Genomic DNA, 14500 nt, shown 5'->3' on the forward strand with positions numbered 1-14500 from the left:
GGTTCAGAGGTCGTTGCGGACGGCCCACAGCTCGGGGAAGACGTCCTGGTCGGCGGACTGCTTGAGCCAGCTCAGGCCGCTGGAGCCGCCGGTGCCGGGTTTGCCGCCCATGGTGCGCTTGACCGCGGAGTAGTGCCGCTGGCGCCAGCGGGTGACCCGCTCGGCGGTGTCCAGCAGGGCCTCGCCGAGCCGGACCAGGTCGGCCAGCGCCGGATCGGTGTAGACGGCCCGCCAGGCGGCCTCCACGGCCGCGTCGTGGCGGTGCCGGGAGGTGACCGGCCGCCCGGGTACCGCCAGGCCGCGCCGGGCCAGCACGGCCAGCGCCTCGTCGTACAGGCCGGGGGTGCGCAGCGCGGCGAACAGCGCGTCGTACTCGGCGGGGGAGTCCCGGTACATCTCCAGCAGGCCCTCGCTGCGGTTGCCGAGCAGGAACTCCAGCAGCAGGAAGGCCGAGGACTGGAAGCCGGACGCCTCGCCGAGCGCCGGGCGGAAGGCGCTGAACTCGGCGGGCGTCATGGTGGCCAGCAGGTCCCAGGAGCCGATCAGCACGTCCTGGGTGTGCTGCCCGCGGCGCAGCGCGGCCAGCGCGGCGTCCAGGTCGTCGGCGCGCAGCGCGGCGCGGGCGGCGTCCCAGTCGCGGTGCAGCAGGTCGAAGAGCAGCTCCATCACCTGGGTGGTGACGATGAACGAGTACTCGGCGGGCTCCGCGCTGCGCGGCCGCTGGAGCGCGTGCAACTCGGCCAGGCGCACGTACCGGGCGTAGGGGGTGGACGCGCCGGGGTCCTGCTCGGGGCCGAACCGCAGGTGGGGACGGTGGGTCTGGCCGGTCATGGCCGGTACCTCCTCGGATCCGCCCGCCCGGGGTGCGGCGGGCGCCACCCATTGTGCGGCGCGGGGCGCTGCTCTTGAATGGGCGTCGTAGCCCGGATGGGGGCACCCGCCTTCCGTTCGTGAGGCGTTCGGCCCCGATCGCCTGACGAACGTGAAGGAGCCGCCGTGGACGCGGTGGACCGCCTGCTGCTGGCCGAACTCCAGGCCGACGCGCGGCTGTCGTACAACGAGCTGTCGCGCCGGGTGAACCTCTCCCCGCCGGCCGTCGCCGAACGGGTGCGCCGACTGGAGGCGGACGGGGTGATCACCGGCTACCACGCGCACCTGGCCCCCGCGAAGGCCGGGGCGGCGGTGATGGCCCTGGTCACGGTGGAGTGCTACGGGGTGCGCTGCCTGCTGCGCGACCCGGAGGTGGCGTGCTGGCCGGAGGTGTTCCAACTGCACCGGGTGACCGGCGGGGCGTGCTGCGTGCTGCTGGTCGGGGTCCCGGACATGCCCGCCTTCGAGCGGCTGACCGACCGGCTCGGCGGCTACGGGCAGCCGACCAGCTCGATGATCCTGTCCAGCCCGGTGCCGTGGCGCCCGCTCAGCCCCTGAGCCGGGGCGGGCATCGAGGGCACGGGGGAGGGCGGTGGGCGGGGGTAGGTCGCCTGGCGGCGGGCCGGGGGTGGTGGGGGAGGGCGCCTGGCGGCGGGCCGGGGAGGGGTCGGGGGATGGCTGTGGCGCCCGCTCAGCCCCTGAGTCGGGGCGGGCGTGGAGGGCACGGGGCAGGGTGGTAGGCGGGGGGAGGTCGCCTGGCGGCGGGCCGGGGAGGGGTCGGGGGATGGCTGTGGCGGCTGCTCAGTGCCTGGGCCGGGGCGGGCGTGGAGGGCACGGGGGGCGGGTGGTGGGTGGGGGAGGTCGCCTGGCGGCGGGCCGGGGAGGGTTTGGGGGGATGGTTGTGGCGGCTGCTCAGTGCCTGGGCCGGGGCGGGTGTGGAGGGCGTGCGGCAGGGCGGCGGGGGTCAGTAGCCGTTCTGGGACTCGGCCAGGTGGACGCCCAGGCTCTCCAGGCCGTACAGGAACATCTCGACGCCGACCGCGGCCAGGAGCAGGCCCAGCAGGCGGGACAGCACCTCCAGGGAGGTGCGCCGGCTGGCCCGTAGCAGGGGGGCGAGCAGCAGCACGCACAGGCAGTCCACCGCGATCACCGCGACGTACATGGCGGCGACCGTGGAGTGCCAGCCCAGGGTGTCCCGGGTCAGCGACTCGACCAGCAGGGCGGTGATGGCCAGCGGGCTGGCCACGTACGGCAGCAGCAGTTCGCGGATGCCGTCGGCGAGCGGGTTGGCAAGGTGGGCGTCCTCCTTGGAACCGCCGAGGTGGACGCCCAGGACCAGGGCGACCGCGTAGATGAAGAAGATCACCCCGCCGGCGAGCTGCAGCGACTGGTCGGAGATGTGGAACAGCGCGGCCATGAAGTCCGCGCTGTAGGCCAGCACCAGGCCGACCACGGCCGCGACCAGCGAGGAGACCAGGGTGAGCTTGCGCAGTTCGGCCGGGGTGCGGGTCTGGCTGAGCTGCGCGAAGGCGAGCAGCACCTTCGGCGGGCCGACCACGGCGAAGAAGGTGACGAAGACGGTGCTCAGGGTGATCGCCGACATGCGCCCATGATGGGCCGTCAGCGCAGCCGAACCGTGACGCCACCCTGGCGCAGCACGTCGAGGACCGCGTCGAAGTAGGAGACCTCCCGCCCGTCCGGCCCGGTCACCCGGCGGGTGAGCGCCCGGGCGGAGTCCGTCGCCCGCCGCCAGACCAGCACGAACGGCGGCTCGGGGCCGAAGCCGCCGCGCAGGCAGTCGGCCAGCGCGTCCAGGTTGCCGCCGTAGTAGCGGTCGGGGGCGGCCACGGCGCGGCCCAGCTCGGTCCAGAGCGCGGGCTCGTCGGTGATCCGCTCGCCGGGCAGGACGTACTCGGGCGGCTGGGGCGGGGTCGGCACGGGGGACTCCTGTCGGTGGGTGCGCGTCGCCCGGATGGCTCCGCCGGGTCGAACGGGGCCGGTGCGCGCGTTGGGATGGCCCTAACTCTTCTCTTCCACACCAGGGGCCACATCATGACCTGTCTGCACCGCAAGGATCTCGGGCTGCTGGCGCTGCGCGCCGCCGTCGGCGGCGTCCTGTTCGCGCACGGGACGCAGAAGCTGTTCGGCTGGTTCGGCGGCGCCGGGCCGGAGGGCACCGCGCAGGCCATGGAGCACATGGGCTTCGTCCCGGGCGAGCGCAGCGCGTACGCGGCCGGGCTGGGCGAGGCGGGCGGCGGCGCGCTGCTCGCGGTCGGCCTGGCCACCCCCGCGGCCGGGTCGATCATCGCCGGGACGATGGCGGGCGCGATCTCGGTGCACGCCCCGGCGGGCTTCTTCGCGCACGGCGGCGGCTACGAGTACCCGGCCCTGCTGGGTGCCTGCGGGCTGGCCCTGGGCGTGGCCGGGGCGGGCCGCTACTCGCTGGACGCCGCGCTGCGCCACCGGCTGGCCCGCCCCTGGGTGGGGGCGCTGGCGTTCGCGGCCAGCGCGGTGGGCGCGGCGGCGGTGCTGACCAGCCGCCAGGACGAGGTGCGCCGCCGGGAGGCCCGGGCCGCGGACGACGCGGCCCGCGAGGAGGGCAGCGGGCTCTCCTGACCGGCCGGGCCCCCCGACCCGCCGGCCCCCGGCCGGCCGGGCCTCCTGAACCCCCGTACGCCCGCCGGGCGTTCGCAACCGAAGGGATCATCCGTTGACGAAGCGATCGATGCGGACCGCCGCCGGGTGGACGGCGGCCGTTCTGCTGGGCGGCGCGGTGCTGGCCGGCTGCTCCTCGGACGGTTCGCCGTCCCCGGCGGCGTCCTCGGCGCTGGAGGGCGCCAAGTCGGCGGTGGCCTCGGCGGCCTCCTCGGCCACCGCCGCGATCGGCTCGGCGGCCGCTTCGCTGGGCGCCTCGGCGCAGGCCGCCGCCTCCTCGGCGCTGGCGAGCGTCAAGGGCGGGCTGGACGCCAAGGACGACGTGGCGCTGGGGACGGCCACCACCGGCTCGGACGGGAAGCTGTCGGTTCCGCTGACGGTCACCAACCACGGTTCCGACTCCGGCAAGTACACGATTCAGGTCAACTTCGAGGACGGGTCGGGAAACCTGCTCGACGCGGTGGTGGTGAACGTCCCGGAGGTGGCCGCGGGCGCGTCCGCGCAGGCCACGGCGGAGAGCAACCGTTCGTTGGAAGGCAGTGTGACGCCCGTGGTGGCGAATGCGCTGCGGTACTGACCGGACACCGAACCTTAAGCGTGGCGTAAGCGTCAGATCCCGCTCTTGACGGCCGAGTTGGTCTAGTCCATTTTACTTGGCAGGTGCAGGGAGCCCCTGGGCCGGCGCCGGTGGTTTAGACCACCGGCGCCGGTTCGGCTTACCCGCACCCGGTGTTTGTGCAGGCCAAAGCTCGATTCCCCTGTCATGCCCAGGCCGTGTGACCCCACCTCGCACGGTTCGTGCCCGGTCTTGACAGGACCCCCACAACCAGGAGTCACGCAGCCATGCTTCGTTCCGTTTCCCCCCAGTCGCCTTCGCGGCGGCGGCCGAAGAGCTGGGCCGCGCTCGCGGCCGGCACCGCGGCCTCCCTGCTGCTCGGCGGCACCCTGGCGCTGACCGGCGGGACCGCCCAGGCGGCCCCGACCAACTCGACCGGCGCCGCGGCCACCAGCGGCGGCATCAAGGTCGCGTACTTCGACCAGTGGTCGATCTACTCGAACGCGTACTACCTCAAGACGATGCAGGACACGGGCGCCGCCGGGAAGCTCGACTACATCATCTACGACTTCGCGAACATCAACCCGACCACCCTGTCCTGTTTCGAGGCCAACAAGGCCGCGTCGCAGAACGAGGACGACCCCAACGCGGGTGACGGCGCGGGCGACTCGTTCGCCGACTACCAGAAGAGCTTCGGCGCCGACATCTCGGTCGACGGCGTGGGCGACACCTGGAACCAGCCGATCGTCGGCAACTTCAACCAGCTGAAGAAGCTGAAGGCGAAGAACCCGAACCTCAAGGTCCTGATGTCGATCGGCGGCTGGACCTACTCGAAGTACTTCTCCGACGCCGCGGCCACCGACGCTTCCCGCAAGAAGCTGGTGTCCTCCTGCATCGACATGTTCATCAAGGGCAACCTGCCCTCCGAGGGCGGCTACGGCGGCCCGGGCACCGCCGCCGGCATCTTCGACGGCTTCGACCTGGACTGGGAGTACCCGGGCGGCAACGGCCACACCGGCAACCACGCCTCCCCCAACGACAAGCAGAACTTCACCGCGCTGCTCGCCGAGTTCCGCAGCCAGCTGGACGCCCAGGGCAAGACCGACGGCAAGACCTACGGCCTCGCGGCCGCGGTCGGCGCCGGCCAGGACAAGATCAAGCAGGTCGAGACCGACAAGATCGGCCAGTACCTGACCTTCCTGGACATCATGACGTACGACATGCACGGCGGTTGGGAGGCCCAGGGCCCGACCAACCACCAGGCCCCGATCTACACCAACCCGAACGACCCGATGAACCCCGTCCCGGGCGGCAACGGCAAGTACTCGGTGGACGCGGCGGTCAAGGCCTACACCGTGGGTGACCCGCAGTACGGCATCCCCGGCGGCTTCCCGGCGAAGAAGATCAACGTCGGCATCCCGTTCTACTACCGCGGCTGGACCGGCGTCTCGGCCGGCACCACCCACGGCCTGTTCCAGAAGGCGTCCGCCCCGGCCCCCGGCGGCACCTACTCCGGCGGCGTGGCCGGCATCAAGATGTACAAGGAGCTGAACGGCTTCGTCGACAACCCGGCGTACACCTACTGGGACGACATCGCCAAGACCGCGTACTTCTACGACGGCACCACCTTCTGGTCCGGCGAGAACGCCCAGTCCATCCAGGCCAAGCTCGACTACGCGCACTGCAACGGCCTCGGCGGCTCGTTCATGTTCTCCATGTACGACCTGGGCACCCAGACCGCGCTGTTCGACAAGACGGTGAGCGCCACCAACGGCTCCGCCGCCTCCTGCCCGGCCGCCCCGACCGGCTCGGCCACCCCGTCGGCCTCGGCCTCCGCCTCGCAGTCGGCCAGCCCGTCCGCGTCGGCCTCCGCCTCCGCCTCGGCGTCCGCGTCGACCTCGGCCTCGGCCTCCGCCTCCGCGTCCTCCTCCGCCTCGACCGGCGCCTGCGCCGGTGCCCCGAGCTGGAGCGCCGCGACCGTCTACGCGACCCCGACCAAGGTCTCCTGGAAGGGCCACTACTACACCAACAAGTGGTGGACCACCAACGAGGACCCGAGCCTGAGCGGCGCCTGGGGCGTCTGGACCGACAACGGCGCCTGCTGATCACCTGATCACCCGGCACCGCTGATCGACTGATCAACCCCGCGAGGGGCGCGAGGAGAGAGATCTCCCCGCGCCCCTCGTTCGCTTTTCCCGGGCAGTGCGGGCGCTACGGCCGGTGCGGCCGGTCAGCAGGTCAGCAGGTCAGGTCGTCGGTGCGGCCGAGCGCGTCCGGCTGGGTCTCCTCGATCCGGCGCAGCATCCGGGTCAGCGTGGCGGCCAGCTCGGGGCGGGCCCCGGCCGCCACGTCCTGGAGCAGGTCGGCCTCGAAGACGGCGGCCATCCGCATCAGCTCCAGCCACTTGCCGCGGCCCTCGGCGGTCAGTTCGATGATCACCCGGACCCGGTTGGCCTCGTCGCGCTCCCGGGTGACCAGGCCCTCGGCGACCATCCGGTCGATCCGGTGGGTCATCGCGGCCGGGGTCAGGCCGAGCCGCTTGGCCAGCTCGCCCGGGCCCAGCTGGTAGGGGGCGCCGGCGAACACCAGGGCCTTGAGCACCTCCCACTCGGCGGAGGTGATGCCGAGGGTGGCCAGCTGGCGGCCGTACGCCACGTTCATCCGGCGGGCGAGCCGGGACAGGGTGGAGACGATGGTCTCCACCTGCGGGTCCACGGTGGGGAATTCCCGCTGGTAGACGGCCACCTGCTCGGCGATGCCGAGCTCGGCGGCGGTCGGGGGCTCCGCTCTGCGTGCGCTCATGCGCTCATTGTTCCACGCAGGGTGCAGCTGTTAAGCCTTTGACGCCTTAAGCTTCGGATGGTAAGACTTTAGGTCTGAAATCTTACGGAGTAAAGGACGGGCCGAGGGGTCCGGCCCGACGCAGGTGAAGAGGGGTGTGCAGTGAAGGAGTGGGGCGGCCGACTGCGCCGCGTCCAGATCGGCAACGCGCTCAGCGCGTTCGGCAGCGGGTTCACCCTGCCGTACATGTTCGTGTACGTGGACCAGGTGCGCGGCCTCGGCTCCGCGGCGGCGGGCGCGGTGTTCACCGTGTTCGCGCTCGCCGCGCTGGCCGTGCTGCCGTTCACCGGCCGCGGCATCGACCGGTACGGGCCGCGCCCGGTGCTGCTGGTCGGCACCGTGCTGGCCGCCGTCGGCGCGTTCGCCTTCGGGCAGGCCGCGAGCACGCCCGGGCTGCTGCTCTCCTCCTTCCTGTTCGGCGCGGGCGTCACCACCTGCCAGCCCGCGCTCGCCACGATGATCGTCCGCTGCACCGGGCGCACCGAGCGCTCCCGCGCCTTCGCGCTCCAGTTCACCCTGGTCAACCTCGGCATGGGCATCGGCGCCCTGGTCGGCGGCCAGATCGTCGACACCGCCGACCCGGCCAGCCTGACCAGGCTGTTCACCATCGAGGCGGTGACCTTCCTCGGCCTGGCCGCCGTCACCGGCAGCGCGAAGATGCCTCCGGCGGTCGTCGAACCGGAGCCGGCCGGGGCGGCGGGCAGCAGCGCTGCGGCCGGCGGCCCGGCGAAGGGCGGCGGGCTGCGGGCGATGGTCGCCGACAAGGCGATGCTGCGGCTGTGCGTCCTCGCCGGACTGATCTTCTTCACCTGCTACGGGCAGTTCGAGTCCGGCGTCGCCGCGTTCGCCACCGACACCGTCGGCACCGCGCCCTCCACCCTCGGCCTCGCCATCGGCGCCAACGCGCTCACCATCGTGCTGCTGCAGATGTTCGTCGTCCGGATCACCGAGCGCCGCCGCCGCACCACCGCGATGGCCGCCGCCGGCGCGGTCTGGCTGGCCGCCTGGGGCATGGCCGTGGTCGCCGGGCTGATCCGCACCGAGACGATGGCCGCGACGGTCGCGATCGTCGCCGTCTACGCCCTGTTCGGCGTCGGCGAGTCGCTGCTCGCCCCCACCATGGGCCCGATCGTCGCCGACCTCGCCCCCAGCCGGCTGCTCGGCACCTACAACGCCGGGTACGCCCTGGTGAAGCAGATCGCCGTCGCCGTCGGCCCCGCCGTCGGCGTCCTCCTGGTCGGCTCCGGGACGTGGCCGCTGTACCTCGCCGCGATGGCGCTGTGCACGCTGCTGATCGTCGCCCTCGCCGTCCGCCTGCGCGAGCACCTCACGCCCGCGCAGGACAACGTCCGGGTGCTGGCCGTGCAGCAGCACGAACTGCGCGAGCTCCAGACGGCGGCCTGAACAGGTAGGAGGGCAGCCGTCGGGACCCGGGGGAACTGTCGACGGACGAGCATGCACCACCAGGGGCCCGGGGAACGGCGGGGCCGTGCTGCTGAGTGGCCGGAGCCCATCGGAGTGTCCGTGCTGCTGCGTGTCTTCAACGGAACCGGAAGCCGACGCGCGCTCCGGCAGTGAACCCGCAGCAGACTGGTCCTCGCCGTTCCCCGGGCCCCTGGGTGCGCGCTCTGCCGGGCTCCTGGGGGCGCGCCCTGCCGGGCTCCTGGGGGCGCCTCCTAGCGGGCGATCGGCATCAGGAGGGAGAAGGTGTCGGCGCGGGCGGGGAAGCGGATGGCGAGGGGGGCGATCGGGCCGCCGAGTTCGAGGACGAGTTGCTCGGCGGTGCCGGCGGCTTCGAGGAGGTACTCGCGGTTGACGTGGACCAGCAGGTCGGTGGTGGTGGCGGAGAGGGCGTCGGCCGGGGTGGCGGTCAGGACGGTGGCGGGGGTGCCGTCGGCGGTCTCCTCGGGGAGGGCGCGGAGTTGGGCGGCGGTCAGGGTGATGCGGTGGGTGGGCTCCAGGCGGAGCAGGCGGCGGTAGTCGGGGAAGTCGGCTTCGGCGGGTTCGCCGGAGAGGGTGCGGCCGGCCGCGCGGATGGTGAAGTGGGCGCCGTCGAAGGTGAGTTCGGCCTCCTCGGCGTCGGCGAGCAGGGCCCGGGCGGCGTCCGCGAGGGCGGTGGGGAGCAGGGCGGAGGCGGGCGGGCCGTCCAGGGCGGCGGGGCAGTCGGCGACGGCCAGCCGGTAGCGGTCGGTGGCGACCAGGTGGAGCGCGCCGTCCTCCGCGTCCAGGAAGACGCCGGCGACGGCGGGCAGCGCGGCGTCGGCCGGGGCGGCGAAGCGCACCGCGTCCAGGGCGGCGGCCAGGGCGGGGGCGGGGACGGTCAGGCGGGTCTGCGGCACGGGGTGCTCCCGGGAGTCGATCAGGTCACGGACGGCGGAGAGCTCCCGGCGGGCGTCGGTCAGGCCGTCCTCCAGGCGGCGCAGGTGCGCGTCCAGCTCGGCCCTGGCCTCGGCCGGGGTGCCGGTCAGCACCCGGGTGATCCCGGCCAGCGGCAGGCCGACCCGGCGCAGCCGGGCCAGCAGGCGGGCGTCCGGCAGCTGCTCGTCGGCGTACCAGCGGTACCCGGTGTGCGGGTCGACGGCGGCGGGGGCGAAGACGCCCGCGCCGTCGTAGAACCGCAGGGCGCTGACGCCCAGGCCGCTGGCCCGGGCCATTTCGCCGATGCTGCGCATGGTGCTCTCCACGTGGTTGACCCTGGTCCCTCGACCTGGTCGAGGGTCAACCGTAACGGCGCGCGGCGCGCGGGGGAGAATGCTCCGGGCACCCTGGTCCGCCACCCGCGAGGGCTCGCGGCCGCAGGCTAGGATGCGGACATTGCGGACAAGTCGTCAACTGTGGTCGAACGGGGAGGGTATGGCGCTGGCGGTGACGGAGCGGCGGCAGCAGCGGGAACGGGAGACGGTGCGCGCCGCGCCGGCGGAGGACAGGTACCGGTGGTGGGGCCCGCTGGCGGTGGCCGTCTTCGCCGGAGTGCTGCGGCTGTGGAACCTGGGGTACCCGCACGCCTTCGTCTTCGACGAGACGTACTACCCCAAGGACGCCTGGGCGCTGTGGCACACGGGCTACGAGACGGCCTGGCCGGACAACGCGAACCAGCTGATCCTGGGCGATCCCCAGGTGATCCCGACGGGCAAGGCCGCCGCGTTCATCGCGCACCCCCCGCTCGGCAAGTGGATCATCGGCCTGGGCACCCACTTCTGGGGCCTGCACCCCTTCGGCTGGCGGATCGCCGTCGCCGTGCTCGGCACGCTCAGCGTGCTGATGGTGGCCCGGATCGGGCGGCGGCTGTTCCGCTCCACCCTGATCGGCTGCGTCGCCGGGCTGCTGATGGCCGTCGACGGCCTGCAGTTCGTGATGAGCCGGGTCGGCCTGCTGGACGGCGTCTCCGCGTTCCTGGTGCTCGGCGCGTTCGGCGCCCTGCTGGTCGACCGCGACCGCACCCGGGACCTGCTGCGCGCCGCCCGGGCCGAGGGCGGCCGGGCCGCCGACGAGGTCCGGTTCGGCCTGCGCCCCTGGCGGCTGGCCGCCGGCGTGCTGCTCGGCGCGGCCTGCGCCGTCAAGTGGACCGGCGCGCCCGCGCTCGCCGTGTTCACCGTCCTCGTCCTGCTCTGGGACCAGGCCGGGCGGCGCGCCGCCGGGGCCCGGCACCCCTGGCGGTCGATGCTCCGGCGCGACCTGTGGCCCGCCGCCGTGTCGATGCCGCTGGCCGGGCTGCTCACCTACGTGCTGTCCTGGACCGGCTGGCTGGCCACCGACGGCGGCTACGACCGGCACTGGGCGGACGGGCGCTCCGGGGCCTTCAGCTGGGTGCCGGCGCCGCTGCGCAGCCTGTGGCACTACCACTCCGAGATCTGGCACTTCAACACCAACCTGCACGACCCGCACACCTACCAGTCGAACCCGTGGAGCTGGCTGGTCCAGGGCCGCCCGGTCTCGATGTACTGGGAGCAGGTGCCGGCCGGCCAGAAGGGCTGCACCGCGTCCGGCGGCTGCGCCAGCCAGATCCTCGCGCTCGGCACCCCCGTCCTGTGGTGGGCGGCCTGCTTCGCGCTGGCGTACGCGCTCTACCGCTGGTTCTTCCGGCGGGACTGGCGCTCCGGCGCGCTCCTGGCCGCCGTCGCCGCCGTCTACCTGCCCTGGTTCCGCTACCAGGAGCGCACCGTCTTCTCCTTCTACATGGTGGTGCTGGTGCCGTTCCTGTGCCTGGCCGTCGCGCAGATGCTCGGCGCGATGCTCGGCCCGGAGGGCAGCACGCCCAGCCGCCGCCGGTGGGGCGCGGCCGGGGCCGGGCTGATCGTGGTCGCCGTCATCGGGTGCTTCGCGTTCTTCTACCCGCTGTACACGGCGGAGGTGATCCCGATGTCCGACTGGCACACCCGGATGTGGTTCACCAGCTGGATCTGACGCCTTGGCGTTCCGCCACGTCGCCGCAGGCGGCGCCCAACTCCTGCCGGTCACCCCGGCGTTGGGCGCCGCCTGCGCCGTGCTGCTGGCCGTCGCCGCGCTGGTCGCCGGCCGGGGCGGCCTCGGGCACGGCCGGGCGGTGCTGCGGGCCGGGCTGCGGGCGGCCGTCCAACTGGCCCTGGTCGCCCTGGTGATCGCCTGGGTGGTGCGCTCGCTGTGGACGTCCGCGCTGTTCGTGCTGCTGATGTTCGCCGTCGCGGTGCGCACCGCCGGGGGGCGGATCGGCGAGGGCGGGCGGCGGGAGGGGGAGAGCGGGCGGCGCGGAGCCGGGCTGCGCGGCGCCGCCGGGCGGTGGGAGTGGGCCTGGGCCGCGGTGCCGATCGCCGCCGGGGTGCTGCCCGTCCTGCTGCTGCTCGCCGCGACCGGGCTGCTGCCCGCCAAGGGCATCACCGTGATCCCGGTGGCCGGGATCCTGATCGGCGGGGCGCTCACCGCGACCTCGCTGGCCGGACGCCGGGCGCTGGACGAACTGCGGCTGCGGCACGGCGAGGTGGAGGCCGCGCTCGCGCTGGGCTTCGAGGACCGCGACGCCCGGCTGGAGGTCTGCCGGACCGCCGCCGCGACCTCGCTCGTCCCCGCCCTCGACCAGACCCGCACGGTCGGCCTGGTCACCCTGCCCGGCGCGTTCGTCGGCATGCTGCTCGGCGGGGCGACGCCCGTGCAGGCCGGGGCGGTGCAACTGTTCGTGCTGGTCGCGCTGCTCGCGGTGGAGGCGGTCGCGGTGACGGCGGTGCTGGAGCTGGTCGGCCGGGGCCTGGTCGGGGCGGCCGCCGGCGTCCGGTAGGCTCTGCCCGTTGTTGAAGGGGAGTAGCCCTCCACCGGACCGTCGACATACTGGCCCGTCCCTCGTGGACAGCCCGGCGCCCGGGGCACCCTGCGGGGTGTCGGCGAGACCTTCGGCCGCAGTGCTGTGACCATGAACCAGTGCTGCCGGGCCGAGGCGTCCCCTGCTGCGGGTGGCTCCGGGCGCGGCGGCCCCGAGACGGAGAGAACCCCCGCCACCGATGAACAGTCTGACCATCGCCGCGCTGACGTTCGGCATCATCTTCCTCGCCGAACTCCCGGACAAGACCGCCCTGGCCAGCCTGGTCCTCGGCACCAAGTACCGGGCCGGCTACGTCTTCGCGGGCATCGCCGCCGCGTTCGCCCTCCAGGTCGGCCTGGCGCTGGCCGCCGGCAGCCTGCTCGCCCTGCTGCCGCAGCGCTGGGTCGAGGGCATCACCGGCCTGCTGTTCCTCGGCGGCGCCGCCATGCTGCTGTGGCACAAGGAGGACGAGGACGACGGCGCCGAGGGCAAGGAGCCCGCGAACCACTCCTTCTGGAAGGTGGCCGGCACCAGCTTCGTCATCGTCGCGGTCGCCGAGTTCGGCGACCTCACCCAGATCATGACCGCCAACCTCGCCGCCAAGTACAGCGACCCGCTGGCCGTCGGCCTGGGCGCCTGGCTGGCGCTGTGCGCGGTCGGCGGCGTCGCCATCGTCGGCGGGCAGAAGCTGCTCCAGCACGTGCCGATGAAGGTCATCGTGCGGGTCGCCGCGCTGGCGATGATCGCGCTGGCGGCGTGGAGCCTGTTCAAGGCGGTCACCGGCTGACGCCGGGTCACCTCCGCTTCTGCGCGGGAACTCGGGCGCGCGGGGTCAGCAGTTGCGGCCCTGCGGCGTCTGGGCCAGGGCGGCCTGGGTGGCCGCGTCGTAGACCCCGTCCTGGTACTGCCGGGGCTTCCCGTCGCCGAACAGGTCGCGCTGGACGCCCGACAGGACCTGCCGCGTCCAGTCGCCGAAGCCCGGCTGGTTGCTGCGGGTGCGGTCCATGGTGAGCGCGCCGATCTGGTTGCACCGGTAGGCCATCAGCGCCTGCTGCATCTGCGTCACCTCCGGGCCGGTGTCGCCGAACTTCAGCACCTTGCCGGTGGTCGGCGGGGGCGGCGTGCTCTCGGTGGTCGGGGCGGCCGGGGTGCTCGGTGCGGGCGGGGCCTCGGTGGTCGGGGCGGCGGCGGCCTTGGTGGTGGTCGTCTGGGTCGGGCGGGCCGTGCTGCGGGTCGGCGAGGCGCTCTCCTCCGGCTCGGCCGGGGCGGAGGTCCCGGCGGCCGGGGAGGGGTCGGCGGGGGTCGGCGTCACCTCGGCCGGGGAGGTCACCGCCGGGCCGCTCGGCGCGGGCAGCGCGTCGTCCACCTTCGCCGGACCGCCGGAGGACAGCAGCATCGCCAGGGCCACGCCCAGCGCGGTCACGCCGACCGCACCGCCCGCGATCACCAGTCGGCGGCGGTCGGCGCTCTGCCGCCGCTGCTCGCGCCGGTCGGCCCGGCTGACCGGGTCGTCAGCGCCGTCCTCGCGGAAGGTGAACATGCCGAGGTCGGTGCCGGGCGTCCCGGACCACTCCTCCTCGCCGGGCCCGTCCTCGCCGTACTGCGCGTCGTGGCCGCCGAGTTCGAGCAGCTGGGTCGCCTCGGCCCCGGAGGGCGGCGGCGCCGACGGGTACCCGGCCGGGGCGGGCTGCGGCGGCACCGGGCCCAGGGTGAGCGGCATGGTCTGCTCGACGGCCGGCAGCGGCTCCTGGGCCGGCCCCGGCGGCGGGATCGGCACGAAACGGCCCGGTGCGCCCTGGGGTCCGCCCGGCGGGGCCTGGGGCGGGGCCTGCGGCGGGACGGGCGGCAGCAGTTGGGTCGCGGTGGCGTCCGGGTGCGGCTGCCCGGCGGGTCCGGCGGGCGGCGGCGGGCCGAACGGGCTGGCGGACTGCGGGACGTGCGGGGCCCGGGGCGGGGGCGGCGGGGGTGCGGTGGGCGGCCCGGTGATCGGCTGCACGGCGGGGGGCCGCGCGGCGGTCGTCGGCACGGACACCGGGGGGACGGCGATCGGCGCGGCGGCTGCCGGGGGTGCGGTGACCGGCTGCACCGGGGACGGGCCGACCCGGGTGGCGAACGGGTCGACCGCCGGGTCACCGGCCTCCACCACGGGCGTTCCGGCCACGTACGGCCGGACCAGCGGCGGGCCCTCCAGGTGGGGGAGGACCGCAGTCTCCTCGGTCGCGGAGACGGCGTCGCAGGCGCAGCCGCCGGCCGTGCGTGCGGTACCGCAGCGGGGGCAAGGCTCTGCCGGCATGGGCCGGTCCTCCTCG

14 protein-coding genes are annotated in these 14500 nt (G+C 74.2%); 8 read left to right on the forward strand and 6 right to left on the reverse strand.

All coding sequences use genetic code 11. From position 1 onward, the window contains the following. Nucleotides 1-3: 3 nt before the first annotated feature. Nucleotides 4-831: a tryptophan 2,3-dioxygenase gene (locus ACWEO5_RS09615; protein ID WP_344555828.1), complete on the reverse strand. Its 828-nt coding sequence runs from the start codon at nt 829-831 to the stop codon at nt 4-6. A gap of 165 nt (nt 832-996) precedes the next feature. On the opposite strand from ACWEO5_RS09615, the gene ACWEO5_RS09620 reads away from it, so the two are divergent. Then, nucleotides 997-1428 carry an Lrp/AsnC family transcriptional regulator gene (locus ACWEO5_RS09620; RefSeq protein WP_452161743.1) on the forward strand — a complete coding sequence of 144 codons (432 nt, stop codon included), beginning with the start codon at nt 997-999 and terminating at the stop codon, nt 1426-1428. A 406-nt stretch (nt 1429-1834) separates the two neighbouring features. Here the strand turns inward: ACWEO5_RS09620 and ACWEO5_RS09625 are convergent, their stop codons facing one another. Then, on the reverse strand, nt 1835-2473 hold the full coding sequence (locus ACWEO5_RS09625; RefSeq protein ID WP_452161745.1) for a MarC family protein: 639 nt from the start codon (nt 2471-2473) through the stop codon (nt 1835-1837). A gap of 17 nt (nt 2474-2490) precedes the next feature. Further along, nucleotides 2491-2808: a barstar family protein gene (locus ACWEO5_RS09630; RefSeq protein ID WP_452161747.1), complete on the reverse strand. Its 318-nt coding sequence runs from the start codon at nt 2806-2808 to the stop codon at nt 2491-2493. 114 nt (nt 2809-2922) lie between these two features. On the opposite strand from ACWEO5_RS09630, the gene ACWEO5_RS09635 reads away from it, so the two are divergent. The 3 genes from ACWEO5_RS09635 to ACWEO5_RS09645 all read left to right on the forward strand — a co-directional run bounded on the left by ACWEO5_RS09635 (nt 2923) and on the right by ACWEO5_RS09645 (nt 6186). Further along, nucleotides 2923-3486, forward strand: coding sequence for a DoxX family protein (locus tag ACWEO5_RS09635; RefSeq protein ID WP_344556414.1), 564 nt, complete (start codon nt 2923-2925; stop codon nt 3484-3486). 94 nt (nt 3487-3580) lie between these two features. Further along, nucleotides 3581-4102, forward strand: a complete 522-nt coding sequence (locus ACWEO5_RS09640; protein ID WP_452161749.1) for a hypothetical protein — start codon at nt 3581-3583, stop codon at nt 4100-4102. Nucleotides 4103-4368: 266 nt separating this feature from the next. Then, nucleotides 4369-6186: a glycosyl hydrolase family 18 protein gene (locus tag ACWEO5_RS09645; protein ID WP_452161751.1), complete on the forward strand. Its 1818-nt coding sequence runs from the start codon at nt 4369-4371 to the stop codon at nt 6184-6186. 133 nt (nt 6187-6319) lie between these two features. Here the strand turns inward: ACWEO5_RS09645 and ACWEO5_RS09650 are convergent, their stop codons facing one another. Then, the gene (locus ACWEO5_RS09650) at nt 6320-6883 is read right to left on the reverse strand and encodes a MarR family winged helix-turn-helix transcriptional regulator (RefSeq protein WP_452161753.1); all 564 of its coding nucleotides are present in this window, start codon (nt 6881-6883) and stop codon (nt 6320-6322) included. Nucleotides 6884-7024: 141 nt separating this feature from the next. Between ACWEO5_RS09650 and ACWEO5_RS09655 the strand changes: the two genes are divergently transcribed. Further along, nucleotides 7025-8326, forward strand: coding sequence for an MFS transporter (locus ACWEO5_RS09655; protein WP_452161755.1), 1302 nt, complete (start codon nt 7025-7027; stop codon nt 8324-8326). A gap of 272 nt (nt 8327-8598) precedes the next feature. On the opposite strand, the gene ACWEO5_RS09660 is transcribed toward ACWEO5_RS09655, so the two are convergent. Next, nucleotides 8599-9606: a DNA polymerase III subunit beta family protein gene (locus ACWEO5_RS09660; protein WP_452161757.1), complete on the reverse strand. Its 1008-nt coding sequence runs from the start codon at nt 9604-9606 to the stop codon at nt 8599-8601. A 169-nt stretch (nt 9607-9775) separates the two neighbouring features. On the opposite strand from ACWEO5_RS09660, the gene ACWEO5_RS09665 reads away from it, so the two are divergent. The 3 genes from ACWEO5_RS09665 (at nt 9776) to ACWEO5_RS09675 (ending at nt 12978) form a co-directional block, all read left to right on the forward strand. Beyond that, entirely contained in the window at nt 9776-11326 is a 1551-nt protein-coding gene (locus ACWEO5_RS09665) for a dolichyl-phosphate-mannose--protein mannosyltransferase (protein WP_452161759.1), read from the forward strand. A 4-nt stretch (nt 11327-11330) separates the two neighbouring features. Then, the gene (locus ACWEO5_RS09670; protein WP_452161761.1) at nt 11331-12170 is read left to right on the forward strand and encodes an ABC transporter permease; all 840 of its coding nucleotides are present in this window, start codon (nt 11331-11333) and stop codon (nt 12168-12170) included. Nucleotides 12171-12390: 220 nt separating this feature from the next. Continuing rightward, entirely contained in the window at nt 12391-12978 is a 588-nt protein-coding gene (locus ACWEO5_RS09675; RefSeq protein ID WP_452161763.1) for a TMEM165/GDT1 family protein, read from the forward strand. Between the two features lie 45 nt (nt 12979-13023). On the opposite strand, the gene ACWEO5_RS09680 is transcribed toward ACWEO5_RS09675, so the two are convergent. Continuing rightward, on the reverse strand, nt 13024-14484 hold the full coding sequence (locus ACWEO5_RS09680; RefSeq protein ID WP_452161765.1) for a hypothetical protein: 1461 nt from the start codon (nt 14482-14484) through the stop codon (nt 13024-13026). Nucleotides 14485-14500: the final 16 nt, after the last annotated feature.

The organism is Kitasatospora sp. NPDC004272 (assembly GCF_053603035.1).